Genomic DNA, 26,047 nt, shown 5'->3' with positions numbered 1-26,047 from the left:
TGGGGTATTCTCTGCCTCACAGGATACCCCACGGGGTATTTCGGCCCAAGGAGGAAGCATGTCCACAACCACCACCGGCGCGCCCGGCAGGAATGCCGAAGACCCCTCTCCGCCGGGTTCGGCCGGCCCGCTGGGGCGGCTCGGCGCCTGGACCGCCGGGCACTTCAAGCAGGTGCTCATCGGCTGGCTGGTCGTCGTCGCCGTGCTGGGGGCCTTCGCTCCGCAGGTGACCTCGGCGCTCTCCGGTGCGGGCTGGCAGAGCAACGGCTCGGAGTCGGTGAAGGTGCGTGAGCTGGCCGAGAAGCACTTCGGCGGCACCGGTTCCTCCGCGATACAGGTCGTCGTGTCCTCGCACAGTCACCAGGTCGGCGAGCCGGCGGTGCAGCGCGTCATCGCCGAGGTGACCAAGGAGCTGACGGCCGACGACCGGATCAGCGAGGTCGTCGGGCCGCAGCCCGGTGCGAGCATCAGTCGCGACGGCAGGACCGCCGTCGTCCTGGGCGGTGCCGCGGTCGACCCCGACGACATGGTGCGCGCCGCGGAGGACCTCAAGGAGCCGCTGCGCGAGCTGTCCACCGACGACGTGACCGTGCGGGCCACCGGATCGTCGGTGATGTGGAGCGACTTCAACACCGCCAACCTCGAGGCGATGATCCAGGCCGAGATCCTGTCCTGGCCGGTGACCCTGGCGGTCCTCGTCGTGGCGTTCGGCTCGCTGGTCGCCGCGGGACTGCCGCTGCTGCTCACGATGGCGGGCCTGGCCGCCTCGGTCGGCTCCCTCGTCCTCATCAGCCATGTCACGCCGATCTCCATCTGGGCCATGGACTTCGCCCTGATGTTCGCGCTCGCCCTGGGTATCGACTACGCGCTGTTCCTGGTGATCCGGTTCCGCGCCGCCCTGGCGCACAGCGGTGACCGGCGGCGTGCCGTGGAGGAGACCATGGACACCGCGGGGAAGGCGGTCCTGCTGTCGGGGCTGACCGTGCTCGTCAGTCTGTCCGCGGTGATGCTGGTGCCCGCGCCCGCCGTACGGACCATGGCGGTCGGCATCATGCTCTCCGTCGTCTTCGTCCTCGCCGCCACCCTGACGCTGCTGCCCGCGGTCCTCGCCAAGCTCGGTTCGAACGTCAACAAGTGGGCCCTGCCCCGTACGCGGACAGACCGGACCGAGTCACCGCGCTTCGGTGCCTGGGGCGAGCGTCTGTGGCGGCAGCCGCTGCGCTTCGGTGCCCTCGCACTGGCTGTTCTCATCGCCCTGGCCGTGCCGGTGTTCGGGCTGAAGACGGCGATGCCGTCCATCAAGGTCGTGCCTGAGGACGACAGTTCGCGCCAGGGGTACGCCCTCGTCCAGGAGAGCTTCGGCAAGGGTGCGCCGGGCATGCTGCAGATCGCCGTACCGGACGCCCGGTCCGCCGACATGGCCGAGGTGCTCAGGTCGGCGGACGGCATCGCGGGTGTGCTGCCGGCCCAGCAGGCGGCCGACGGATCGGGCTGGAGCCTCGTCCAGGCCGTGCCGTCCGTCGACCCGTCCGATCCCTCGCTGACGAAGACCGTGCACACGCTGCGCGCGGAGCTCCCCGACGACGCGCTGGTCGGCGGCGCGGCCGTGGAGAACCTCGACCTCAAGCAGGCCCTGGACGCCAAGGCACCGCTCGTCATCGGGGTCATCCTGGTGCTCGGCTTCCTCCTCCTGCTGGTCGCCCTGCAGGCCCCGCTGGTCGCCGCCATCGGCGTGCTGACCAACCTCCTCGCCACCGCTGCCGCCTTCGGCGTCGCCAGGCTGATCTTCCAGGACGGGCACCTCTCGGACCTGCTCGGTTTCGAACCGCAGGGCTTCCTCGACGGATGGGGGCCGGTCTTCTTCTTCGCGATGATCTTCGCCATCGCCATGGACTACACCGTCTTCCTGCTCTCCTCCGCCAAGGAGAACTACGAGCGGACGGGCGACCCCAGGCAGGCGGTCGTCGGCGCCCTCGCGCAGTCCGGCCGGGTCGTCTTCGCCGCGGCCGCGGTCATGGTCGCCGTGTTCTTCACCTTCGCGCTGGCCGACCCGCTGCCGCCCAAGGAGATGGGTATCGTCCTCGGCATTGCCGTCCTGCTCGACGCCTTCCTCATCCGGCTCGTACTGCTCCCGGTCCTGCTCCGCCTGACCGGCCGGGCCGCCTGGTGGTCACCGGCCTGGCTGCGCCGGGTGCTGCCGAAGATCCGCTTCTCGCACGGCTGAGCTGACGCTGATCACACGCGTCCATGCCCATCGACGCAGCGGTCCGCACAGCCGCCTCAGGCCAGCGAAAGGAACAGTTTCTCCAGGCGGGCGCGCATCTGCTCGCGGCTCTCATCGGTCCTGCCGTCGCCGTCGGTGTCCGTCAAGCACTGCTGCAGACCAGTGGCGATGATGGCGAACCCCGCCCGGTCGAGAGCGCGGGAGGCCGCGGACAACTGCATCACCACGTCCTCGCAGTCCCGGCCTTCCTCGATCATCCGGATCACTCCGGCGATCTGGCCCTGCGCCCTGCGCAGCCGGTTCAGCACGGACTTCAGCTCCGCACCCGCGAGTTCCAGATCCACCATCACTCCTCACTCATACCCCTAGGGGTAATGTACTCCCGCGGTCGGGGGAACGAGGAGCAGGTCCGATGATGTGGGGACTCACAAACCGGCCTCGGCGAGGATTCGATACATCCGGGCGGGCCGCAGCGCGGGGTTCGCTCCGGCATCGTCGGCGACCTCGGGGGCCGGATCCGCCAGCAGTCGCTCCAGCAGCGCATCCGTGACGTTGGGGTGACGGGCGACCCCGCGGCGCAGGAAGGAGTCCTCAGCGGTGGCGAGTTGCTGAAGGGCTGTCACGGGCAGCTCGGGGTCCTGCAGCGCGACGTAGCGCACGTTCGGGCTCGGTTCGTCGACGAGCGTGCGCAGCGTGTGGCGGGGAAAGTTGGGGTGCTCGACGAGCAGCGGTCGGATGTGGAAGACGTCGCCGTGGGCGCGTACCAGCTGTTCCAGGACGTCCGGCGGTGCGTCCGGCCGGCGGGCGGCGATGCGGCGGACCATGAGGTCCGGATCGTTGTCCAGCCGACGCCATGCCTCCTCGGGCAGGTCGCGGCAGGAGGCCAGTACGCGCCGGAAAATGGTCTGTTGGCAGTCCAGATAGGTCATCCGCTCATCGAGGGGCGCTCCGCGCAGCCAGTCCGGTTCGGTGAAGTTCCAGCTCAGCGCCACCTCAGCCTCGATGCTTCCGTCCGCGCGTTCGGCCTCTACGAGCGCGTACAGCCGGTTCCGGGTTTCGGTGTCGACGTGGCGGCTCTGCGCCACCGCGACGCGCACGGCAGGGTCGTCGATGTCCAGGAGCCGGGCAACCATGTCGGCGGACAGGTACGGGTTTGTGGCGACAGCCTGATGGACGTCTTCGTCCTCGGTTCGCATGAGCTGTGTGAACTGGTCCGACGTGAGCGGGACATAGCGCGCCACGTTGACGCGCGTGGCCGGGTCGGCAAGGCAGCGGTCCCTCCATTCCGGCGGGACACCTGGTTCCTTGTCCACGGTGGCGGCCGCACGGACCAGTGGGTCCGGGTCGGCGAGCAGGGCCGCTTGCACCTCTGCCGGCCGGTCGTACCAGTCTCGCGCGACCGCGGCGCGCAGCTTCGGACTCGGTGCGCCGACAAGTGCGGTCCGAGGCCGGCCGTGGGCCTCCTCAAGGGCTTCGATGCCGATCGTCACCTGGCGGTCCACCGTGTAGCGGACAAAGTCCGCGAACGCGTCCCGGACCGCGGGATCGGGATGCTCGGCGATCCTCCGGCGCATCGCCGGGGAGAGCCGGTCACCGTGAAGGCTCACCGCGGTGTCGTCGTCGCCGTGCGTCAACAGTGCCTCGACAACGGCGTCCGCCAGCCGTCCGCGACGCATGGAGATTCCGTGCCGGCCGGCCTTGTGTGCGGCCAGGCGCACCAGGACATCCACGGGAGCTGCTGGGTTCCGGCCCAGCCCGGACAGTCGCGGATGATCGAGGCTCGTCATGCGGCCAACTTAGTGACCGCTCCAGACCCCCGTGGCGTCAGGCGCTGATTCCAGGGTCGGCCATGTAAAGAAATCTTGACTCCATGTCTGCTGTGCTTTACATTCACGGCATGCCATTCGAAGAGAAGAGCGCGTGGATCATGGCGGTCCTCGCGATCGGCACATATACGGCGTACGGCGCCGTCATTCTTGGGCGGGCGGGCGACACCGCTTTCGCCGATGTGGCGTACGTGTCCGCGATGCTGTGGGCCGTCGGCGCCTCGATCGCCGCGTCGATCGTGCTGCACATCCTCGTCGCGACGTTCTCGCCGAAGGACGCCCGCAAGAAGGACCAGCGCGACAAGGAGATCATTCGGTTCGGCGAATACGTCGGCCAGTCGTTCCTTGTCGTGGGCGGAGTGTCGGCCCTCGCCATGTCGATGGCCGAGCTGGACCACTTCTGGATCTCCAACGCGATCTACCTGGCGTTCGTCCTGTCCGCGATCCTCGGGTCCGCCGCCAGGATCGTCGCGTACCGCCGAGGCTTCCAGCCGTGGTGAAGCCCAAGCCGAAAGCCAAGCCCACCAGAGTCACGAATTCGATCCGGTCCCTCCGATTCACCCGCGGAGAAATGACCCAGGCTCAACTGGCGGACCGGATCGGCGTATCCCGCCAGACCGTCATCGCCATCGAACAGGGCCGTTATTCGCCCTCCCTGGAGATGGCATTCCAGATCGCCAAGGTGTTCCAAGTCCCACTGGACGACGTGTTCCAGTACTCGGACCACGAAGAGGAGACACCGTGAAGGCAGTTGTTCAGGACATGTACGGCCCGACGGAAGTCCTGGACCTCAGGGACATCGCCACTCCGGAACCCGGGCCCGACGACGTGCTCGTGCAGGTGCGCGCGGCAGGGGTGAACCCGGCCGACTGGCACTGCATGACGGGCATGCCCTATCTGATGCGCCTGATGGGATTCGGGCTTCGCGCCCCCGCATCCCGCACCCGTGGCCTGGATGTCGCGGGGCGGGTCGAGGCGGTCGGCACCAACGTGACGCGCTTTCGCCCGGGCGACGAGGTGTACGGCACCTGCGAGGGCTCCTTCGCCGAGTACGCGCGTGGTCGGCAGGACAGGCTGGCACCCAAGCCGGCCAACCTCACCTTCGAGCAGGCGGCAGCCGTTCCCACCGCCGCCTTCGCCGCCCTCCAGGGCCTGCGCGACAGAGGGCAGGTGCAGGCAGGACACAAGGTCCTGGTCATCGGCGCGGCGGGAGGCATAGGAACGTACGCCGTGCAACTGGCCAAGGCCTTCGGGGCGGACGTCACGGGCCTGTGCAGCACGACGAAGACGGAACTGGTCCGGTCGATCGGTGCGGACCACGTCATCGACTACACCCGCGAGAACTTCGCGGACCTCGCGGACGGGGCCCGCCGCTACGACCTCATCCTCGACACCGCGGGCAACCGCCCCTTGTCACTCCTGCGGCGCGCCCTCACCCCTGGCGGAACCCTCGTCCTGGTGGGCGGCGAAGGGGATGGGCGGTGGCTGCAAGGCGTGGACCGCACGCTCCAGGCGATGCTCCTGTCCCCGTTCACCAAACAGAAACTGCGCGGCCTGATGTCCACGGAACGCAACGCGGACCTCGAGCTCCTGACGCAACTCATCGAGGCCGGCAAAGTCACGCCGGTCATCGAGAGGACGTACGCGCTGGGCGAGGTTCCGGAAGCCATCCGGCATCTGGAGCAGGGCCGCGCACGGGGCAAGATCGTCATCGCCATGTGAGGTCAGACAACGTGGTCAGGCCTCGCCGACGAGGATCGCGTCGCCGAAGAGCCGGTGACGGATGACCTCGCGTATGCCGGAGCCGGCCACGCCGCTCAGGCCTCCTGCTTGGCGTCGATCTCGGCGATCAGGGCCTCGATGCGGGTCTTGATCTCGTCGCGGATGGGGCGGACGGACTCGACGCCCTTGCCGGCCGGGTCTTCGAGAGCCCAGTCGAGGTACGTCTTGCCGGGGAAAATGGGGCAGGCGTCGCCGCAGCCCATGGTGATGACGTAGTCGGAGGCCTGGACGGCCTCGGTGGTGAGGACCTTCGGCTTGGCGTCGGCGATGTCGACACCGACCTCGCTCATGGCCTCGACCGCGGCCGGGTTGACCTGGTCGCCGGGAATGGAGCCGGCGGAACGAACCTCGATCCGGTCGCCCGCGAGGTGGTTGAGGAAGCCGGCGGCCATCTGCGAGCGCCCGGCATTGTGGACGCAGACGAACAGCACGGAGGCGAGCGGGCTGGCGGAGGACATGGGTTCTTCCTTCGTGAACGGATCAAGAGAGGTCTGCGTAAGGGGTGCGGGAGGCTGAGGCTCCACGGGTTCCAACGATTCATCCCGGGCTGGTATCAGCTCCGAGTGATGTGACAGTATCAGCCCATGATGACGTCGGTCGACACTGATCTGATGCGGGTTCTCGCAGACCCCATGCGGCTGCGGATCGTCACCCTGCTGGCCCGGGAGACGCTCTGCAGCACGCACCTGATCGAGGAAACGGGGGCCAAGCAGACCAACGTCTCCAACCATCTGAAGGTGCTGCGCGAGGCGGGGATCGTGGAGACGGAGCCGTGTGGCCGGTTCACCTACTACCGGCTGAAGCCCGATGTCATCGCCTCGTTGGCCGGTCAGTTCGCCGACCTCGCGGAGACCGCGCGCGCCACCGCCGAGAACAACATCAAGCGGTCCTGTCCCTGACCTGGCGCCCGTCGCCTTCCGTCCCCACCGAGGAGTCCTGTTGACCGCCACCGAGGCCACCGAACACGACAGAGCCGGGGAGTCCGCCGTAGCCTCCGCCACGCCGGGGCACGAGCCCCGGCCCGCGCCGGGCGCCACCCCGCCCCGTACGCCGCTGACCGCCCGGGCCGCGGCGGAACTCCTCGGCACCGCACTCCTCGTCGCGATCGTGATCGGCTCCGGCATCCAGGCCACCGAACTGACGAAGGACGTCGGCGTCCAGCTGCTGGCCAACTCGATCGCCACCGTCTTCGGCCTCGGCATCCTGATCCTGCTGCTCGGCCCGGTCTCCGGCGCGCACTTCAACCCGGCCGTCACGTTGGCCGAGTGGTGGACCGCGCGGCGCGGCGGCGACGGCGTCACCGCCCGTGAGGTCGCCGTCTACGTCCCGGCCCAGGTCGTCGGCGCCATCGCGGGTGCCGTGCTGGCGGACGCGATGTTCGGCAAGCCGCTGGTGGAGTGGTCCACCCACGACCGCTCGGCGGGCCATCTGCTGCTCGGCGAGGTCGTCGCCACGGCCGGGCTGATCCTGCTGATCTTCGGCCTGGCCCGCACCGACCGCCTCCGCTTCGCCCCCGTCGCGGTCGCCTCCTACATCGGCGCCGCGTACTGGTTCACCTCGTCCACGTCCTTCGCCAACCCGGCGGTGACGGTCGGCCGCGCGTTCAGCGACACGTTCGCAGGCATCGCACCGGGTTCGGTCCTGGGGTTCATCGGCGCCCAACTCGTGGGCGCGGTGGTCGGTCTGGCCCTGGTCGCGGTCGTCTTCATGCCCGGTCGCTCCGCCGAATGACCCGTCGGACGGGCGTGGTGCGATGCGGCGGTCGGACCACTCGATTGCCTCGTCCACGCAGTCATCCAACCAGCCCTCCGGCCGGCGCGCGGAACGCGGCCAGGGGCCAGTGGTGTCGGCACACGTAAGTACCTGGAGCACCTGGCTGGTCACCAGCCGGTGACGCGCTCCCAGAAGGTCTGAATCGCCGGTGCGGTGTTCGTGGTGCGGGCGCCGTCGATGACGTGGTAGCCGCGGTGCTGGGCGGCGGTGGCGCAGGCGTGGTTGGGGAGGATGCGCAGGCGGGTGCCGATGGGCAGGTCGGGCAGGTGGGCGCCGTCGCGGGCGGTGAGGGTGCCGTGTTCCTGGCTCGCGGCCGTCATGACCAGGCCCGGGACAAGGTTGCCGTCCAGGTCGGCGACCAGGCCGTAGCCCTGGTCCTGCGCCTGGACGGCGGTGCCGCGGTCGCGGGACATGGCCATCCAGCCGCCGTCGGTGATGACCCACCCGTGCTCGGGGCGGTGGCCGATGACGGTGACGACGACCGACAGGGCGAGGTCCTCGATGCGGCAGACGCCGAGGCCGGCCATCACCAGGTCGAAGAACACGTAGTTTCCCGCGCGCAGTTCGGTGACTCCGGTGAGGTCCTCGGCCGCGTGGGCGGTGGGGGTGGAGCCGACGCTGACGGTGGCCACCGGCAGGCCGGCCGCGCGCAGCCGCTCGGCCGCGGCGACGGCGGTGTCGCGTTCGTTCTGCGCCGCCAGGCGCTGTTCTTCGGCGGTGTAGGCGAAGTAGGACTCGCCCGCGTGGGTCAGTACGCCGTCCAGACAGCTCGCGTCGTTGAGGATCCGCCCGATCTCGGTGAGCTCGGGGGCGTCGGGCCTGAGGCCGCCCCGGTGGCCGTCGCAGTCGATCTCGATCTGGGCGGGGACGGGAAGGCCGGCCCGGCGGGAGGCTTCGGCGACGAACGCCGCCTGCTCGGTGCTGTCCAGCAGGACGCGCAGGGTGACACCGCGGCGCAGCAGTGCGAGGACGCGCGGGAGTTTGTGGGGGTCGATGCCGACGGCGTAGGTGATGTCCGTGTAGCCGCCGTCGGCGAACGCCTCGGCCTCGGCGAGGGTGGAGACGGTGACCGGGCAGGGTGTGTCGTCGTGCAGGAGACGGGCGACGTCGAGGCTCTTGGCCGTCTTCACGTGGGGGCGCAGGGCGACCCCGAGCCGGTCGGCCCTGGCTGCCAGACGCTCGACGTTGCGCCGGGTCTTGCGGACGTCGACTACGGCGAACGGGGTGTCGGGATCGGCCAGCGTCCGGGCGGAATCGGCGTTGGTGGCGTTGGTGGCGTTGGCGGGGATGGTCACAGGGAGAGGTCCATTTTCTTCAGGAGGGCCAGGCCCAGATACAGGTCCTGCACTCCGATCCCAGAGCTGTCGAAGACCGTGATGTCGCTGTCGTCGGTGCGTCCCGCGGCGCGGCCGGTGAGGACCTCGCCGAGCGGGGTGAGGTTCGTCTGCGCGGGGGCGTGCTGGCTTTCGCCCATGCGGCGGGCCTGCTCGGGCAGGTCGCAGAAGACGCGGGCGCGGCCGAACAGTTCGGGCGGGAGTTCCCGCTTGCCCGGGGCGTCGGCGCCCATGCAGGAGAGGTGCGTACCGGGGCGGACCCACGCGGCCTCGAACAGTGGCGGGGTGTCGGTCGTGGCGGTGGTGGCGGTGACGATCACATCGGCCCGGGCGCAGGCTTCCTCGGCGCCGACGCTCCGGGCGTCGTGTCCTCGTGCGGCCAGTGCCGCGGTCATCCGCTCGGCACGCTCGGCGGTGCGTCCCACCACCAGGACCTCGGCGATGGGGCGGACGCGGCTGACGGCCCGTACCTCGTGGGCCGCCTGGTGTCCGGTGCCGAAGACGGCCAGGGTGGCGGACTCGGCACGGGCCAGCAGGTCGACGGCGAGGGCGTCGGCCGCGGCGGTCCGGTAGGCGTTCGCGGTGCCGACCTCCAGGACGGCCGCGATCCTGCCGATCGTCTGGTCGAAGAGCAGCAGGGTGGAGTGGTGGCGCGGCAGCCCGTGCTCCGCGTTGTCCGGCCAGTAGGTACAGATCTTCACTCCGGCGTGCGTCGGGGACGCGGACGGCTTGAGGGTGAACCGGTTGCGCGGGTCGGACCCGTGCACGGCGAGGCTGGGAAAGACCGTGCCGTCCACCGTCGCGGCGAAGGCGGCGCGGGCCGCTTCGAGGGCCAGCTCGTCGTCCACGAGCGTGGCGGTCCGCTCCTCGGTGATGTGCAGCAGGCGGCGCGCGGCCGGCGGCCGGCCCGAGTCGGAGGAGGGAGACGGCACGGGGCCGGCGGTCGGTCCGGCGGCGGTCACGAGCGGCCCTTCACTTGCTGTAGTTGTAGACGGTCGCCCGGGACACGCCGAGCAGGTCCGCGATGGTCTGCGCGGCATCGCGCGAGTCGAAGTAGCCGTCCTGGTGCAGCTGCCGAACGAGTGCCTTCTTGTCCTCCCTGCTCAGCGACCGGGGGGTCGCGGCGCGCTCCGCGGCCAGTTCCTCGACCGCCTGGCGCAGCTCGCGCGCGTTGCGGTCCCGCAGGGTTTCCAGGGGCTGCTCGCGGTGCTCGGTGTCCGTGGCCACGAGGTTCGACAAGGCCAGCGTCACCGGTGACAGCACCGACACGTCCAGATTCAGGCAGAGGGCCGCGATGTACTCGCCGGCGGTGTTCTTGATCCCGATGGACGTGCTCTTGGCCGGGCGGCCGTCGGGGAACTGGTTGGGGTAGTTCTGGATGACGCTGGGGTAGCCGGGGTCCTCGATACGGGCCAGGCCCAGCTCCGTGACGGAGTCCCCGACCTGGCGGCCGGAGAGGTTGTTCTCGATCGCCCGGATCGCGTGCTGCGGGTCCCGCAGGTCATGCACCACCACCTCGCACAGGCCCGGGAACATGCGGCCCAGGGCGACAGCGATCTTTTCGGTCTCACGGATGAGGTGCTCGTCCGCCTCGACCGAGGCTCCGTCCACGACGCGTTCCACGAGGCCCCTTCCGGACACAGGGTTAGACTGAATTTCCATCTTTGGACAATAAGACTACACGCCACCGGCGGCGAGGTGGGCGCGCTGTCGGCAGGGCGCGGGACGCGGTGTCCCGCTGCCCGGCCTGCGCGCGCCTCACCTCGCCGCCGGTGGCGTTTACCTCATCGCGTCTCTCGTGCGTACGGCGCGACGGTGATCCGGTCGATCAGCGGTGCGTAGCGGGAGCGGAGCGGTACCCCGGGGAAGGTGTCCGAGGCGTAGGTGGTGCCGTCGAAGTTCGGCAGTTCCTCGGAGCGGAAGGCGATCGTGTTCTGTCCCTTCTTCAGGAGGACGGGGACGGTCAGCTCCCAGAAGTTGTTCTCGTGGAAGCTGTGCGGGAAGCCGACGCGCCGCGTCTCGCCGCCGTTGACGCTGATGTCGGCGTGGCGGGCGAGCGGGTCCGGGTTGTAGTGGGTGGCCTCCGCCTGCTCGGGGTTGGAGTAGCGGATACGCAGCGCGTACAGGCCCTTCCGGTCGGCGGCGACACTGAACGTCGCGGTGTTGCCGTTGCCGGGCTCGCCGCCGATACCGGTGATGGCCGTGCCGTCGGTGGCCAGGGAGAGCGGGGCGAGCGTGGCCGAGCCCGCGAGCTCGGCGTCGCCCGCCTCGTACGTACGCGCGTCGAGGGCCCCCTCGGTGGGGGTGACAGTGAGGCGGTCGACAAGGGTGGTGGACGAACCTCCCGTCACCGTCACCTTGTTGACGCCGCCCGAGAGGGAGACCGCCACGCTGCTCGTGCCCTTGGCCAGGCGCAGGACGTCGTGCTCGTTCACGGAGAGCCGGGCGCCCGAGCCGGCGAGGGTGTCGACCTTGAGAGTGGCCTCGCGGTCGGCGGGGGAGTAGACCCAGAACGTCGCCGTCTGGGCCTTCTTGAGCTGCACCGCACCCGAGCCGGTGGCCGGGGTTCCGGCCCGCTTCGGCAGCTCGTAGACGGGCTGCGCCCCGCCGCCCGGCCAGGCCAGCTCGCCCTCGTACACCTGGGTGCCGGCCGAGGCCTCCGGGAGGGAGAGGGTGAGGCGGTCGACGATGGCGTCGCCCTTCGTGGCGCGCCTGCCGTCGGCGCTCTTCGCGGCGAGCGTGAGGGTGTGCTTGCCCTTGGTGAGTTCGACCTTGGTGTCGGTGTGGTCCCAGACCACCCACTTGTAGCCCAGCGGCAGATACAGCTCCTGCTCGCTGTCCGCCTGGCCGTCCACGCGCAGGAAGACGTTGGTGGGTCCCTGCTCCTTCACCTTGTCGAAGGTGTTGAGGGAGTTGGCGAAGACGCTGAGGTCGTACGTGCCGTCCTGTGGCACGTCCACCGTGAAGTCGAGCGTGACGTCCGAGCCGGTACGCAGACCGCCCACGTCGTAGCCGCCGGAGGTGTAGAACTTCGACACGTCGCGGGGCGAGCCCTCCGGGCCGTTCCTGGAGTAGCCGGACCCGGTGTGCGCGGCGTCCTCCGCCTCGTACGAAGCCTGCCAGTGCACAGGCGGGGACTGCGCGGCCTTCGCCTTGCCGACCGGGCTGAGGACGATCTCGTACGCCGAGGACTCCTCCAGTTTCGGCAGTGCGCCGTCGCCGAAGTCGACGACGACCGTGCCGTCGTCGGCGACCTTCAGGTTCTGCTCGCTGAGGAGCTTCGGGCCGGGCGAATCGCCGAGCTGCCCGCTCCAGCCGATCTCCCGCACCCAGGCGTGCACCCGGTCGCCGAAGAGCTTCTTCGGGACGTCGTCGAAGGTGATGTGCCCCTTGCCGGTGGAGCCGCCGAAGATCAGCCGGGCCTGCTTCTTCTTCTCGTCGAGCGTGCCGACGCCCTGCATGGTGTAGTTCTCGCCGGGGAACGGCGGGGTCACCTTCACCGTGTGCCCGCTCATCGAGGCGTACGAGTTCAGCAGCCACCACTGGCCGTTGCCGCGGTTCGACTGCACCGCGGAGTCGGAGAGGTTGCCGTCGATGTTCCAGTACGCGATGTCGGCGTCGACCTTGGACTCCTCGATCGCGGACACCCATTGGATCATCTGGCCGGGGACCGAGGTGTGGTAGTTGAAGGCGTACTCGTTGATGTTGACGGGGAGCTGGGTGCCCTCGCGGTCGGTCCCCTTGAACAGGTCCTTCTCCCACGCCCGGTACTTGGCGACGCTCTCGCGCACCGCCTCCGGGTGGCTCAGCTCGTGCCAGGTGATGACCTCCGGGAGGGTGCCGGCGGCCAGGGCATGGGTGAGGAAGCCCTTCACCTGGTCGTAGAGGACGCTGGTGTTGGGGCCGGCGATGCGGGCGTCGGGCATCTTGCCCTTGATGAGCTTGTAGAAGTCGTCCCAGGCGGCGAAGTAGTCGTCGGGGTCGTTGAGCCAGCTGACCTTGTCGTAGCTCCACTCGCCGGTGCCGAACATGTTGCCCTCGGGCTCGTTGAACGGCACGAAGACGATGTTGTCCTGGTACTCCTTCGGCAGCTTCAGGACCTGGTCGACCTGTCCCGCGATCTTCTCCCTGTAGAGCTTGAGCTTCTCCTCGGGGGTGTCGCCCGGCCACTGGTACGGGAAGCCGCGGTGGATGTCGGTCATGTAGATGTACACGTCACCGCCGGTGGAGTCGGCCAGCGGCTCGACCACCTCCAGCGCGTCGGCACCGGGGTGCTGCGGGCCGTCCTGCGCCTTGGTGGAGACCGTGCGCAGGCCCATGCCCTCGATGAGGTTGTTGGTGGGGACGTCCGGCCCGTACACGCCGTAGAGGGTGCCGGAGGCGCCACCGTGGAAAGCACCGGTGTCCGAGCCCAGGTCGACGGTGAGCTGCCCCTCGCGGACCACGGTGACGGTCGCCTTCACCGCGCGCCCGGCCGCGGTCCCGGCCACCGTGAACGTGCCGGGGCGGGCGTACTCGTCGGGCGGTACGGCGTCCCAGGTGATCGGCGTGTCACGGTCGTAGCCGTCGGAGAAGGAGGAGCGGACGGCGACGGGGAGGGACGGGGCGGTTCCGGTCGTCGTACGGGCCTCGAAGGACGTGTTCGAGAGCTCCTGGAGGGTGGGGATGCTCCCGACCAGGCCGGCCACCTGCTCGGAGTTGAGCGCCGCATGCCACACGGTGAAGTCGTCGACCGCACCCTTGAGCAGTGGATCCGGCCAGAAGGATTTGCCGATGTAACCGGCTGCCGTGGCCGAACTCTCCAGCACGTCCCTGGCCTTGATGCTGGTCTCGGTGGAGGAGACCGCCACGCCGTCGAGGTAGGTGGTGATCCGGCCGGCGGAGGTGTCCAGGGTGACGGTGACGGTGCGCCACTGGTCGGCGGGGAGCGGTGCATAACCGCGGACCTGTGCCTCCGCTCCGCCTCCGCCGGTGGTCACGGAGGTCTGCAGCAGCCCGTTGCCGTTGTACGGGGTGGCGAAGAGGTACTTGGTGGTGTTGGTGCCCAGATCGAAGATCCGCTGCCAGGACGACGTGTCGCCGCCCCACTTCACGCGGGCGGAGACGGTCAAGTCCGTCGCGTCGCCGAGCACTTCGCGGGGAAGGCGGACGTACGCGCCGTTCGAGGTGGGCGCCCCGCCGGGCAGGGCGAGTGCCTTGCCTCCGTCCGTGCCCGCGACGGACTGCGCGGTGGAGCCGTTCACCAGGCTCGCCGTCAGGCCGTTGCCCGAACTGTCGGCGATCCGGCCCGAGGCGAGGTCGTCCTGGTCGAAGGTGTAGTGGGCGGTGGGCAGGGGTGTGTCGGCCGCCCGCGCGGGGACGGCCGGTGCGGCCAGCAGGCCCGCGCCGAGAGTCATCGCCACGGCGGCCGCGGCTCGGCGCCGGGTGGATCTGTCAGCGGATGGCATGGATTGCGTCCTAATCCTTGAGTGAGCGGTTCCGTTGGGCCACCTCGGTCGGCTGCTCGTCGTCGCAAAAGGCTCCGTGGGTTCCGTGCGGCTCGGAGGATGGAGACAGGGAGCGAGTCGAACCGGTTCGACTCGGGCGCGTCGCAGAGGCAAGGACTCTTGTCGAGGTGGCAGAGATGGGCGGCTCCGCGCCTCGGCGGCCGCAGATCGGACCCACGGCTGCCGGAAGGACCGCTTCATCGAACCGGTTCGGCGAAGCTAGCACCGGGAAACCCGGCCAGCAATCCCTCCGACACCGGCTCCTCCAGTCGTTTCCGCCAGGTTGCGGATGTGTGGCCCGAGGTGTTGACAGCCGTCCGGGATGTTCCTACCTTCACTTCACGCGAACCGGTTCGACAACCGGTCGCCGCCCTGCTCTCGTTCCTCCAGTCCCACCCGACCGGCGAGCGTCTCTCTCGGGGAATCGAACCGGTTCGATCTAGGAGTTGCCGTGAACATCGGTGAGATCGCCCGGCGGGCCGGTGTCTCGCGCAGCACCGTCTCCTACGCGCTGAGCGGCAAGCGCCCGGTCTCGGACGACACGCGCCGGAAGATCCAGCAGGTCGTCGACGAACTGGGCTACCGGCCCAGCGCCAGCGCGCGTGCCCTCGCCAACGGACGGACCAGCACCATCGGCCTGGTCTTCCCGCCGGCCGGGAACCACTACACCGGGATGCAGCTGGACTTCATCGGCAGCGTGGTGGAGGCCGCCGCGACCCACGACTACGACGTGCTGCTGTCCCCCAGCGGAGTCGACAGCGACCGTTCCTTCCAGCGCCTGCTGGGGGAGCGGCGGGTGGACGGGGCGATTCTGATGGAGATCAGGCTGGAGGACGACCGGGCGGAGCACCTGGCCTCGCTGGACTTCCCCTCCGTCGCCATCGGCCGTACCGCGCGTCCCGAGGGCAGTTGGTGGGTGGGCCTCGACCATACGGCGCTGGTGCAGCGGTGCGTCCATCACCTCGCGGACCTGGGCCACCGCCGGGTCGCCTTCGTCAACCGTCCCGAGCAACTGCTGCGGGCGGGATACGAGTCCGCGCACCGGGGCCTGGACGGTTTCACGAAGGCCGCGGCCGAGCGCGGGCTGACGGTCCGGACGTACTGCTGCGGCGACGACGCCGCCTCGGGCCAGACCTGTGTGGAGCGGATCCTGCACGACGACCCGGCCACCACGGCCCTGGTCACATTGAACGAGGCCGCGCTGGGCGGGCTCTACCGAGGGCTGGCCGAGGCCGGCCGCCATGTACCGCGCGACTTCTCCGTCACCGGGGTCGTGGCCGGCCGCTGGGCGGAGACGGTGACCCCGCAGCTCACCGCGGCGGACGTACCGGCGGCGGAAATGGGCCGTCTCGCCGTCGACCTGCTGGTGGATCGGCTCGACCATCCCGAGGCGCCGCCCCGGCACCACCTCCTCGTGCCGCCCATCTCCCTGCGGGCCAGCACCGGGCCCGCGGGAACCACGCCCCTCGCGGACGCCGGGTCCGACACGACGCCCTGACCACACCCCTCTTCACCGTCTTCGCCCCACCGGACGCTCGAACCGTTCATCAACCACTCAGCACTGCCGTTCGGCGTGCCCGCCCCACCCGGAACCCCCGCCCTCGGCACCCGCATGCCAAAAACAAAGGACACCGCGATGAACAGCTTCTCCCAAAGGCGCCGTCTGACCGCCGCAGCCCTGACCGCCCTGGCCGTCGCCGCCGGCGCCACCGCCTGCGGTTCCGGCTCGGGGGGCACCGGGACACAGGCGGCGGACAACGGCACGTACACCGTCTGGGACCCCTACCCGCAGTTCGCGAAGGGCTCGGCGTGGGTGAAGCTGCTCGACGCCTGCGGCACCGAGGCCGGCGTGAAGATCAAGCGGACCGGGTTCGACACCAGTGACCTGGCCAACAAGACACTTCTGGCGGCGCAGCAGGGCAACTCGCCGGACGTCCTCATCGTCGACAACCCCGTGGTGTCGACCCTGGCCGAGGCGGGCGTGCTCACCACGACCGACGACAACAAGCTCGACACGTCGAAGGTCGACCCCAACCTGCTCGCCGCCGGCCAGTCGGGCGGCAAGACCTACGGCACCCCGATCGGCGCCAACACCCTCGCCCTCTACTACAACAAGGCGGTGCTGAAGCAGGCCGGGGTGGACATCTCCTCCGTCAAGGACTGGGAGACGCTGACCGCGGCCCTGGCGAAGGTCAAGCAGGCGGGCAAGAAGGGCATCACCTTCTCCGCGATCGGCACGGAGGAGGGCAGCTTCCAGTTCCTGCCGTGGCTCTGGGGCTCCGGCGCCAAGCTGACCGAACTCGACTCGCCCGCGGCCGTCTCCGCGCTGTCCCTGTGGAAGGACTGGCTGGACAAGGGCTACGCCCCCAACTCCGTGCTCAACAACACCCAGACGACCAGCTGGCAGGAGTTCGCGACCGGTGACTACGCGTTCAGCGAGAACGGCACCTGGCAGCTCGCGAACGCCGAGAAGGCAGGCTTCGACTACGGGGTCATACCCGTCCCCGGCGCCGACGGAGGCAGCGCCGCGGCCCCGACGGGAGGCGAGTTCGTCACCGTCCCGGTCCAGGACTCGACCGGCCGCTACGCCACCACGCAGAAGATCGCGACCTGCCTGACCAGCACCCAGAACCTGTACGACACCGACACCACCCTCTCCTACGTCGCCCCCACCACCGAGGTCCAGGACAAGCAGGTGGCGGCCAACCCCGGGCTGCAGCCCTGGGTGGACGCGGTCAAGGCGGCCAAGGGCCGCACCAGCGACGACCTGGGCACCAAGTACCCCAAGATCTCCGAGCAGATGTGGAAGGCCGTCCAGTCCGCCCTCAGCGGCTCGAAGTCGCCGAAGGACGCGATGACCGCCGCCCAGTCCGCCGCCAAGTAGCAGCTCTCAGGGGCCCGTTGATGAGTCACACGACACAAGTGCCGCACCGCCGGCCCGTGCCCGGCCACAGCGGTGCGGCCCCCACCGCACCGTCCAGGACACGGCGCCGCCCCAGCTCCCAGCAGTGGGCCGCCTGGGCCTTCCTCGCTCCGGTGACCCTCTACCTCGTCCTCTTCTACGCCTATCCCCTCTACCGCAACCTCGACCTGAGCCTGCGCAACTACACCGTCCGCTCCTTCGTCCAGGGCGACGCACCGTTCACGGGCCTCGCGAACTACCGGACCGTCTTCGACGACCCGACCTTCGCCCCCGCCCTGCTCCACACCGTGGTGTTCACCGCCGTCTGCCTGGCCTTCCAGTACGCCATCGGCCTGGCGCTCGCGGTCTTCTTCAACCAGCACTTCCGGCTCTCGGCCATCCTGCGCGCCCTGTTCCTGGTGCCCTGGCTGCTGCCGCTGATCGTGTCGGCCTCCACCTGGTCGTGGATGCTCAACAGCGAATCGGGCGTCGTCAACGCCGCCCTGCACGCGGTCGGCGTCGGCCCGGTGAACTGGCTGACCTCGCCGTCCTGGTCGCTGACCTCGGTGATCATCGCGAACATCTGGATCGGCGTCCCGTTCAACCTGGTCGTGCTCTACAGCGGCCTGCAGTCCATTCCCGCCGGCCTGTACGAGGCCGCCGCGCTCGACGGGGCCGGTCCCTGGCGGCGGTTCTGGAGCATCACCTTCCCGCTCCTGCGACCGGTGTCCGCGATCACCCTGCTCCTGGGGCTGGTCTACACGCTCAAGGTCTTCGACATCATCTGGATCATGACCAAGGGCGGCCCGGCGGACTCGTCCACCACCTTCGCCACCTGGTCCTACCAGCTCGGCTTCGGGAACCTGCTGCCCGCCTTCGGCCCGGGAGCGGCCGTCGGCAACCTGCTGGTGATCGCCGCCCTGGTCTTCGGCCTGGTGTACGTCCGAGTCCAGCGCAGGCAGGAGTCGTCATGAGCCGAAACGGCAAGCGTACGTGGGGAAAGACGGCCATCGGCCTCCTGCTGACCGGCATCATGCTCTTCCCGGTCTACTGGATGCTCAACGTGTCCTTCACCCCCGCCCAGGACATGCGCAAGACCCCACCGGACCTGTTCCCCACCGACGCCACCCTGGAGGGCTACCGGGCCGTCCTGGACCAGCAGTTGCCCTACCTCGGCACCAGCCTCGTCATCGGCCTGGGCACCGTCGCCCTGACCGTGGCGCTGGCCGCCCCCGCCGGTTACGCGCTGGCCAAGCTGCGCCCGCGCGGCGGCGGCATCCTCGGCTTCGTCCTCCTGGCCGCCCAGATGATCCCCGGCATCATCATGGCGATGGGCTTCTACGCCATCTACCTCAGCCTCGGTCTGCTCCAGTCCGTCCCCGGCCTGATCGTCGCCGACTCCACCCTGGCCGTCCCCTTCGCCGTACTCATCTTCACCGCGTTCATGTCCGGCATCCCCGGCGAACTGCTCCAGGCGGCCAGGACGGACGGCGCCGGACCCCTGCGCACCTTCTGGTCGATCGTCCTGCCGATGAGCCGCAACGCCGTCGTCACGGTGTCGCTGTTCGCGTTCCTGTGGTCCTGGTCCGACTTCGTCTTCGCCAGCACCCTGGTCAGCGGCGGCGCCCACGAACCGATCACCCTCGGCATCTACCACTACATCGGCAACAACAACCAGGAGTGGAACGCCATCATGGCCACCGCCGTCGTGGCCTCGCTGCCGGCCGCGGTCATCCTCGTCCTCGCCCAGCGCTACGTCGCCGCCGGCGTGACCGCCGGTGCGGTCAAGGACTGACCGTCCCCCTCGCCACGGCCTCACCGTCCGTCCGCCGGACGGTCCGCCACCCCTGCCCGAGAAACGAGTGACGCTTCATGACCGCCGACCGATCCGGCCCGGCCTTCTCCGTCCACGACATCCCCTTCAGCACCCACGGATCCTGGTTCGACATCTCTCCCGTGGTGGCCGAGAAGACGCATGCCGAGGACCTCCACCTCGTCTCGCACCAGAACGGCATGCACGCCGTCCTGCGCCTGATGCCGCTCGACAGCGCGACGGGCGAGCGCGCCGAGACCCACGTGGAGGCGACACCGGGGCTGCTGAGCTGGATCGGCGCGGCAGGCCGCGCCGACCTCGCCTACGAGTCGCCGGACACCGTACGCCTGCGCGGTACGGGGCTGCCGCTGCGTGTCGCGGCGGCGGCCTCGACGCTGACCCCGTTCAGCGGCACCTACTTCTTCCACGACGCGGCCGCCGGCGCGCACGTCTTCACCTCGTACGAGACCGGACGCCGCTACCGCGTCACCGTGCTCTCCGGCACGGTGACCGACACGTTCGGCAGCCAGGCCCTGGGCAGCGCCGACCGCGGCCTCACGGTCGCCGCCGACGCGGACGGTCCCTGGGAGATCGCGATCGAGGAACTCGACACGGCCCGCCCGCCGTACGTGTCGGCGGCGGCCTTCGGCAAGATCGCCGAGGCCGCGCGGAACTCCTTCGCGGACTTCGTCGACACGGTGGCCCCCTGGCGCTCGTCCGCCACACCGGCCGCCGAACTCGCCGCCTACGTCCTGTGGTCCGCGACCGTACGCCCGGCAGGGCTGGTCACCCGGCCCGCCGTACTGATGTCCAAGCACTGGATGGACAAGGTCTGGAGCTGGGACCACTGCTTCAACGCCCTTGCCCTGGCCCCCGGCTGCCCCGAACTGGCCTGGGACCAGTACCACCTGCCCTTCGACCACCAGGACGAGAGCGGGGCGCTGCCCGACTCGGTCACCCACTCCGAGGTCCTCCACAACTTCGTCAAACCGCCCATCCACGGCTGGGCGTTCGGGCACCTGCGCCGTCGGCTGAGCACGCCCCTCGGGCAGACCGAACTGGCCGAGACCTACGACCGGCTGGAACGCTGGACCGACTTCTGGCTCACCACCCGGCGCGCCCCCGGCGCCGCACTGCCCCACTACCAGCACGGCAACGACAGCGGCTGGGACAACGCCACCACCTTCGACCCCGAACGCGTGGTCGTCACCGCCGACCTGGCCGCCTTCCTCGTCCTCCAGCTGTACCAACTCGCGGAGCTCGCGAGCGAGTTGGGGTGGCCTAAGAAGGCTCGCCGGTGGACGCGAACGGCTGCGGCAACCCAGGCGGCGATGCTCGACCAGCTCTGGACCGGCGACCGGTTCGTCACCCGGGGTGTCGGCAGCGGGGACACCTGGAGCAGTGCCGGCCTGCTCGACCTGATGCCCATCGTGCTGGGCGAGCATCTGCCGGACGGCGTCAGCGGCGTGCTGGCCGACCGGCTCGAGGCTCACCTGACCGCGTACGGACTGGCCACCGAGCTGCCCACCTCGCCGCACTACCGCTCCGACGGCTACTGGCGCGGCCCGATCTGGGCCCCCGCCACGGTCCTCGTCGAGGACGGCCTGCGCCGGGCCGGCCACCACCGGCTGGCGGACGATGTCAGTGCCCGCTTCCGCGCACTGTGCGAAACGAACGGGTTCGCGGAGAACTTCGACGCACTGACCGGCACGGGTCTGCGGGACCGCGCCTACACCTGGACCGCCGGCAGCTACCTCCTCCTCGCCGAGGCACACGCAACCCGAACCAGCCACTGACCGGCCGCCTCCATACGGCATGCGCTGACGTCGGTCCGACCACGGCACCCGTAACGGAGGACGTCACCAAGGCCCTCATCGACGCCCTCGGCGCCTGAACGCCAACCCCTCCGGTCGCCGCCCACCCACTGGCGCCTCGCGCAGGCGCGCACCGAAACGTCCCGGCCTGTCTCTGACGTCGCGCTGGCAGACCGGGACAGGCCGCCGGACGGGACCGGCGGCCGCCCCGTGCCGGGTCCACGAGCTACTCCTGCTCGGGGCCCGGCACCGTGTGCAGAAGGGCCTGGGCGATGGCGTACTCGTCACGGGGTCAGGCAACGGGAGAACGCGGTCTCTGATGAACGTTCGCTGTTGCCTTTGTGAAGAGTGATGGGTGACCCGTGGCCATGCTGCGAGGGGCTCGAAGGTCGACCGTGACGGTGACTGAGGTCCGGCCCAACGACCTTCCATAACAGTTGCGTTGGGAGCACGTAACGTCACAGGGGGCGCCTCTTCGGGCTCGCTCTGCGGTGGTAGCATTCCCGCGTCTGCGACCTTGATCCACTCGGCTTCGGTGCTGATTCGAGGTCGGCCTGCTCTTCGTGCAACAGCGGTCATGCAGTTCCTCGTGGATGTGCCAGCGATCCTCGCGAGGTGTATCCGTCGATGTCTGCATGCCACGCGCCGGGAAGGTTTCCATGAATCGAGACGCGCTCATGTGGTGCTTGGTTGCGGTAGCGGCGATAGCCGTCGTCGCAGTCTCGGTACTCGTCGTCCGCAACAGAGCCCTGGGGGTGAGGAAGAGGCAGACCGAGGCCGCGCTGACGCAGAGGCTGGAGGCGGTCGAACGCCAACTGGCGCTTTCGCGAGCCGAGTTGAAGAAGTTCACCGACGAGCAGGACGCTGCCATCGAGGCAGCCGAGCAGGCGGCGGAGGAGAGCACCAAGGCCGTCCTCAAGGGCGCCGCCCGCTTCCTGCAGAGCCTCGCGGCCGAGCAGACGACACTCCTCGACAACATCCAGCGGAAGTACGGAGGGCACCCCGTCCTCGCCGATCTGCTGGACGTGAACCACGCCAACGCGCAGATGGCGCGCAAGGCCCAGGGCATCGCGGTCATGTGCGGTGCGCCTCTGGGCCGCCGCAAGCAGGCCGCCAGCGTCTACGACGTCGTACGCAGCGCCATGGGACAGATCCGCAACTTCAACCGGGTCGAGATCATGCAGCAGAGCGGCATCGCGCTGAAGCCGTCCGCGGTCGCGCCGGTTGCCCTCGCCGTCGCTGAGATCCTCGACAACGCCGCCAGCTTCTCCCAGCACGACGCGCCGATCGAAGTGACGTTCCAGCGGATCCAGAAGAACGTGTGCATCGTGATCGACGACGCCGGCGTCGGCATGAGTGACGAGGACCGCCAGAAGGCGTCCGCGCTGCTGTCCGGCGACGACGTCACGCGCCTGTCGCAGCTCGGGACGCAGCCGAAGTTCGGCTTCCCCGTCGTCGGTCTGATCGCCCGCCAGTACGGATTCAAGGTGGACGTCACCGGTTTCTCCCGGTACGGCGGTGTCCGGGCCGTCGTCCTGCTGCCCGAGGAGCTGTGGACCATGGAGGAGACCCCGCCACCGGCCCCGGAGGCGCCCGTCAGCAACATCCGACGCGTCGAGAGCGGGGAGCAGACCGCGGCGCGCACGGTGCACGGCCTGCCGAAGCGAGGAGGCCGCAAGCCCCCGGTCGCAAGCGTCGCCGGCACGGGCGGCACGAGCGGGACCGGGATACCCAAGGAGGGTCCTCGCCGCTCCGGCGGCGGCCTGGGCGCTCTCCAGCGCGGCACGCTCGAAGGCCGCGGCCTTGACGCTTCTGAGCCCGAAGGGTCCGAAGAGGCATGACCACAGACATGTCGTGGATGGTCAGGGACATCGTGGACAACGTGCCTCGGGCCCTGCACGCCGTTGTGCTGTCTGCGGACGGTCTACCCCGCGGCGCCACGGACGGACTGACCGAGAAGGACGTGCGGACCATCTCCGCCGCCATGGCCGGGATGCAGTCGCTCAGCCGGGCCACCGCTCACTTCGCCGGGCCGGCGCCGGAGCGGCGGTGGAACCAGACGGTCATCGAGTTCTCGCACGGCTGGATCTTTCTGATCGGAGCGGGGCAGGGCGCTTACCTCGCCGCCGCCGCGGAGCCCGATGTCGACCTGCAGCAGATCTCCTTCCGCATGCACCGGCTCGTCGCCCGCCTGGGAGACAGCCTCACGTCACCGCCGAGGGTGAGAGGCGCGGACGAGGCGGGTGAGGACGGCGGGGCGGTCCGGCGCGAGGGTGTGAGCGGTTCGGGATTCGTGCTGGCCGAGCTGGACAAGGCGGTCGCGGATGTCCCAGGCGCTCTTCACGCGGTGTTGCTCGGCTCCGACGGGCTCCCGCGCGGAGCAACCTCCGGGATGAGCAAGGACCTCGCGGACACGATCGCGGCGGCCATGACGGGTATCCACTCCTACAGTCGTGTCACGTCGCAGTTCGCGGGCGGTCTGGAGGACGCCGAGTGGCGGCAGACGGTCATCGAGTTCCAGCACGGCTGGATCTTCCTGATCGCGGCCGGTGACGGTGCCTTCCTGGCTGCGGCCGCCGAACACGACTGTGATATCGAGGAGTTCACCACGCGGCTGCACGACGTGGTGCCTACGTTGAGCGCGGGCGGGGCGCCTCGGGGAGAGAGGGGCGGCGATGCATGACGATCCGGACCAGCAGGAGCTGGAGCTGACCTCCGCCTTAGTCCCTCTCTTCGTGATCTCGATGGGGCGTGCGCTTCCCGCGGACCACGAGTACGAGCACACCACGCTGGTGACCGCGCAACCGGGTGCGTCGGCCGCGGCGCGCACGCTTCCCCCGGAAGCGCGCGAGGTCATGGACCTGGTCACCGATGGTTTCCTGTCCGTGGCCGAGGTGTCGGGCCACACACACCTGCCGTTGGGCATCGTGCGCATTCTGTTGGCGCAGATGGAGGAGGACGGCCTCATCCTCGTGCGGAAGCCCATACCGCACGCCGAACGTCCCGACCGCGAACTGCTCAGCGCCGTGCTCGATGGCTTGCACACCCGATTCGGAGCCTAATTCGTGTACCTGGATCCAGACGTCTCCCATGCAGTGAAGATCCTCATAGTGGGTCACTTCGGAGTCGGGAAGACCACCTGCATCGGAAGCATCTCCGAAATCGAACCGCTGCAGACCGAAGAAGAGATCACCGAGGCCAGCGAGGGCTTCGACGACCTGACGGGGACGCCGGACAAGACGAAGACCACCGTGGCGATGGACTTCGGCCGGCTGACCCTCAGCGACACGCTGGTCCTGTACCTCTTCGGAACGCCGGGACAGGAACGTTTCAAGGAAGTGTGGGAGGGGTTGTCCCGGGGTGCGCTGGGTGCCCTGGTCCTCGTCGACCCCGAGCGTCTGCACGAGAGTTTCCCTGTCCTGGACCGGGTCGAGAGCTTCGGCCTGACGTATGCCATCGGTGTCAACCGCTTCGACGGCACCACCGACTACCCGCTCGACGAAGTGCGCGAGGCGCTGAACCTCTCCGACGAGACACCCATCGTGAATTGCGACGTCCGCAGTCAGCAGTCTTCGGCAAAGGCGCTCGTCACCCTGGTGAAGCACCTTATGTCCATACTCGGCTAGGAGCCATGGCATGCAGCAGTTCAACACATCCGGCATACCGGCCGGTTGCCCCGCACACCAGAACGTCCAGCTGTTCGGGCCCGAGTTCGGCGCCGACCCCGAGGGTCACTACGCTCACCTGCGCTCCACCGGTCCCAGTGCCCCCGTCGACATCGCACCGGGCGTCCAGGTCGAGCTGGTCACCAGCTACGACGCGGCCCTGTACATCCTGCAGAACCCCGCCTGGTTCGTCCGGGACTCACGCCGCTGGAAGGCGCTGAACGAAGGACGCGTCCCCGAGGACAGCCCGGCCCTGCCCATGATGGGCTACCGCCCCAACGCACTGTTCAGCGACGGCGCGGCACACGCCCGGCTGCGGCAGGCGGTCACCGACAGCCTGGCCACCGTCGACGAACTCCAACTCGTCAGGCAGACCCAGCAGTCGGCCGACTACCTGATCAGCCAGTTCAGCGCCGAGCCCCGCGGCCAGGCGGAGCTGATGGCCGACTACGCCCAACCGCTCCCGCTGTTGGTGTTCAGCGACCTGTTCGGCTGCCCGCCCGAGATCGGCGACCGCGTCATCGTCGGCATCAGCGGCATCTTCGAAGGCACCGCCGGGGCGGACCAGGTGCTGGGCGGGGCACTTGCCGAACTGATCGCTCTCAAACGGCGCCAGCCCGGTGAGGACCTGACCACGCGCCTGATGCAGCACTCCGCGGAGCTGACCGACGAGGAGGTGCTGCACCAACTCGTGACGCTGCTCTCCGGCGGCACGGCACCCCTGTCGGCCACCATCGGCACCAGCAGTGCGCTGTATCTCAGCGAGGACTGGCAGGTCGGCCTGCCGGTCGAGGACGCCGTCTCCCAGACCCTGTGGAAGTACGCACCGATCGCCAACTACGCGGCGCATTACCCGACTCAGGATGTCGAACTGGGCGGCAGGACGCTCGCGGCCGACGAGCCGGTCCTGATCTCCTTCGCGGCGGCCAACAACGATCCCAAGCTGACCAAGCACCGTGAACAGCTCAGTGCCAAGGCGCACTTGGCCTTCGGTGCCGGCCCCCACGGGTGCCCGGCCAAGGACCCGGCGTTCATGATCGCGGTCACCGCGGTCGAGACTCTGCTCAACCGGCTTCCCGACGTCGAGATGCGCGTCGCCTTCAAGGAACTCGCCTGGGTACCGGCGCCGTGGAGCCGGTCCCTGGTGACCATTCCGGTCCGCTTCACCCCGCGTACCGTGACGTCGGCCGCCGCCGCGCCCGCGAAGCCCGTGGACGTCCGGACAGGACAGCTGTCCGCCCCCGCCGCGCAGCCTTCCGCGGCGTCCGCATCCCGGAAGGCGGCGCATGCCGCGCCGCAGCCCAAGGGCGGGCTGTTCAGCCGTTTCCTCGCATGGACAAGGGGCGAGTGATGTAGGTAACCCTACGAGAACACTGTGTTATTGGATGGTTCAAGCACCCCACGGGTACGTATGGCGGCTGATGCTCA

Annotated in this window: 23 protein-coding genes; 16 read left to right on the top strand and 7 right to left on the bottom strand. The window is 69.4% G+C overall.

The window, feature by feature from the left end; all coding sequences use genetic code 11:
• The first annotated feature begins 58 nt into the window (after positions 1-58).
• Positions 59-2,224 carry an MMPL family transporter gene (locus OG252_RS05415; RefSeq protein WP_329334141.1) on the top strand — a complete coding sequence of 722 codons (2,166 nt, stop codon included), beginning with the start codon at positions 59-61 and terminating at the stop codon, positions 2,222-2,224.
• A gap of 56 nt (positions 2,225-2,280) precedes the next feature.
• Here the strand turns inward: OG252_RS05415 and OG252_RS05410 are convergent, their stop codons facing one another.
• Together OG252_RS05410 and OG252_RS05405 are read right to left on the bottom strand one after the other, a co-directional pair.
• Positions 2,281-2,568: a metal-sensitive transcriptional regulator gene (locus OG252_RS05410; RefSeq protein WP_266453152.1), complete on the bottom strand. Its 288-nt coding sequence runs from the start codon at positions 2,566-2,568 to the stop codon at positions 2,281-2,283.
• Between the two features lie 81 nt (positions 2,569-2,649).
• Positions 2,650-4,011, bottom strand: a complete 1,362-nt coding sequence (locus OG252_RS05405) for a hypothetical protein (RefSeq protein ID WP_329334139.1) — start codon at positions 4,009-4,011, stop codon at positions 2,650-2,652.
• A gap of 110 nt (positions 4,012-4,121) precedes the next feature.
• Between OG252_RS05405 and OG252_RS05400 the strand changes: the two genes are divergently transcribed.
• The 3 genes from OG252_RS05400 (at position 4,122) to OG252_RS05390 (ending at position 5,772) form a co-directional block, all read left to right on the top strand.
• Complete coding sequence (locus OG252_RS05400; protein ID WP_266451609.1) at positions 4,122-4,550, top strand: hypothetical protein; 429 nt, start codon at positions 4,122-4,124, stop codon at positions 4,548-4,550.
• A 71-nt stretch (positions 4,551-4,621) separates the two neighbouring features.
• Positions 4,622-4,795 (top strand): helix-turn-helix transcriptional regulator, encoded by a 174-nt coding sequence (locus OG252_RS05395; RefSeq protein WP_443068384.1) that lies wholly within the window; start codon positions 4,622-4,624, stop codon positions 4,793-4,795.
• On the top strand, positions 4,792-5,772 hold the full coding sequence (locus OG252_RS05390; RefSeq protein ID WP_329334136.1) for an NAD(P)-dependent alcohol dehydrogenase: 981 nt from the start codon (positions 4,792-4,794) through the stop codon (positions 5,770-5,772). Before OG252_RS05395 ends, OG252_RS05390 begins: the two co-directional genes overlap by 4 nt.
• A 95-nt stretch (positions 5,773-5,867) precedes the next feature.
• Here OG252_RS05390 and OG252_RS05385 read toward each other — a convergent pair whose 3' ends face one another.
• Positions 5,868-6,290: an arsenate reductase ArsC gene (locus tag OG252_RS05385; RefSeq protein ID WP_266451612.1), complete on the bottom strand. Its 423-nt coding sequence runs from the start codon at positions 6,288-6,290 to the stop codon at positions 5,868-5,870.
• A 126-nt stretch (positions 6,291-6,416) separates the two neighbouring features.
• Between OG252_RS05385 and OG252_RS05380 the strand changes: the two genes are divergently transcribed.
• Positions 6,417-6,731, top strand: a complete 315-nt coding sequence (locus OG252_RS05380; protein WP_266451613.1) for an ArsR/SmtB family transcription factor — start codon at positions 6,417-6,419, stop codon at positions 6,729-6,731.
• A gap of 40 nt (positions 6,732-6,771) precedes the next feature.
• Positions 6,772-7,563: an aquaporin gene (locus tag OG252_RS05375; RefSeq protein WP_266451614.1), complete on the top strand. Its 792-nt coding sequence runs from the start codon at positions 6,772-6,774 to the stop codon at positions 7,561-7,563.
• A gap of 149 nt (positions 7,564-7,712) precedes the next feature.
• On the opposite strand, the gene OG252_RS05370 is transcribed toward OG252_RS05375, so the two are convergent.
• From OG252_RS05370 to OG252_RS05355, 4 genes are all read right to left on the bottom strand, one after another.
• Positions 7,713-8,900 carry a DSD1 family PLP-dependent enzyme gene (locus tag OG252_RS05370; protein ID WP_329334132.1) on the bottom strand — a complete coding sequence of 396 codons (1,188 nt, stop codon included), beginning with the start codon at positions 8,898-8,900 and terminating at the stop codon, positions 7,713-7,715.
• On the bottom strand, positions 8,897-9,901 hold the full coding sequence (locus tag OG252_RS05365; RefSeq protein WP_329334130.1) for an ornithine cyclodeaminase family protein: 1,005 nt from the start codon (positions 9,899-9,901) through the stop codon (positions 8,897-8,899). The genes OG252_RS05370 and OG252_RS05365 overlap by 4 nt, the downstream gene beginning before the upstream one ends.
• Before the next feature lie 10 nt (positions 9,902-9,911).
• Positions 9,912-10,601, bottom strand: a complete 690-nt coding sequence (locus tag OG252_RS05360; protein WP_329334127.1) for a helix-turn-helix transcriptional regulator — start codon at positions 10,599-10,601, stop codon at positions 9,912-9,914.
• Positions 10,602-10,723: 122 nt separating this feature from the next.
• Positions 10,724-14,386, bottom strand: coding sequence for a LamG-like jellyroll fold domain-containing protein (locus OG252_RS05355; protein WP_329334125.1), 3,663 nt, complete (start codon positions 14,384-14,386; stop codon positions 10,724-10,726).
• Between the two features lie 490 nt (positions 14,387-14,876).
• On the opposite strand from OG252_RS05355, the gene OG252_RS05350 reads away from it, so the two are divergent.
• From OG252_RS05350 to OG252_RS05305, 10 genes are all read left to right on the top strand, one after another.
• The gene (locus OG252_RS05350; protein WP_266451619.1) at positions 14,877-15,923 is read left to right on the top strand and encodes a LacI family DNA-binding transcriptional regulator; all 1,047 of its coding nucleotides are present in this window, start codon (positions 14,877-14,879) and stop codon (positions 15,921-15,923) included.
• A 138-nt stretch (positions 15,924-16,061) separates the two neighbouring features.
• The gene (locus OG252_RS05345; protein ID WP_329334122.1) at positions 16,062-17,309 is read left to right on the top strand and encodes a sugar ABC transporter substrate-binding protein; all 1,248 of its coding nucleotides are present in this window, start codon (positions 16,062-16,064) and stop codon (positions 17,307-17,309) included.
• A 20-nt stretch (positions 17,310-17,329) separates the two neighbouring features.
• Entirely contained in the window at positions 17,330-18,301 is a 972-nt protein-coding gene (locus OG252_RS05340; protein ID WP_329334121.1) for a carbohydrate ABC transporter permease, read from the top strand.
• The gene (locus OG252_RS05335; RefSeq protein ID WP_329334119.1) at positions 18,298-19,122 is read left to right on the top strand and encodes a carbohydrate ABC transporter permease; all 825 of its coding nucleotides are present in this window, start codon (positions 18,298-18,300) and stop codon (positions 19,120-19,122) included. Before OG252_RS05340 ends, OG252_RS05335 begins: the two co-directional genes overlap by 4 nt.
• A 77-nt stretch (positions 19,123-19,199) precedes the next feature.
• Positions 19,200-20,936 (top strand): amylo-alpha-1,6-glucosidase, encoded by a 1,737-nt coding sequence (locus OG252_RS05330; RefSeq protein ID WP_329334117.1) that lies wholly within the window; start codon positions 19,200-19,202, stop codon positions 20,934-20,936.
• A gap of 695 nt (positions 20,937-21,631) precedes the next feature.
• Positions 21,632-22,795 carry an ATP-binding protein gene (locus OG252_RS05325; protein WP_266453154.1) on the top strand — a complete coding sequence of 388 codons (1,164 nt, stop codon included), beginning with the start codon at positions 21,632-21,634 and terminating at the stop codon, positions 22,793-22,795.
• Positions 22,792-23,637 (top strand): roadblock/LC7 domain-containing protein, encoded by an 846-nt coding sequence (locus OG252_RS05320; RefSeq protein ID WP_266451624.1) that lies wholly within the window; start codon positions 22,792-22,794, stop codon positions 23,635-23,637. Before OG252_RS05325 ends, OG252_RS05320 begins: the two co-directional genes overlap by 4 nt.
• A complete protein-coding gene (locus OG252_RS05315) occupies positions 23,630-24,016 on the top strand; it encodes a DUF742 domain-containing protein (protein WP_266451625.1) in 387 nt (128 codons plus the stop codon). The genes OG252_RS05320 and OG252_RS05315 overlap by 8 nt, the downstream gene beginning before the upstream one ends.
• Before the next feature lie 3 nt (positions 24,017-24,019).
• Positions 24,020-24,580, top strand: a complete 561-nt coding sequence (locus OG252_RS05310) for a GTP-binding protein (RefSeq protein ID WP_266451626.1) — start codon at positions 24,020-24,022, stop codon at positions 24,578-24,580.
• A gap of 10 nt (positions 24,581-24,590) precedes the next feature.
• The gene (locus OG252_RS05305; protein WP_266451627.1) at positions 24,591-25,970 is read left to right on the top strand and encodes a cytochrome P450; all 1,380 of its coding nucleotides are present in this window, start codon (positions 24,591-24,593) and stop codon (positions 25,968-25,970) included.
• Positions 25,971-26,047 lie beyond the last annotated feature (77 nt).

The organism is Streptomyces sp. NBC_01352 (assembly GCF_036237295.1).
In the GTDB taxonomy this organism is placed as follows: Bacteria; Actinomycetota; Actinomycetes; order Streptomycetales; family Streptomycetaceae; genus Streptomyces; species Streptomyces plumbiresistens.
The sequence above is the reverse complement of the archived record's forward strand: the minus strand, read 5'-3'. Positions and strand labels throughout refer to the sequence as shown.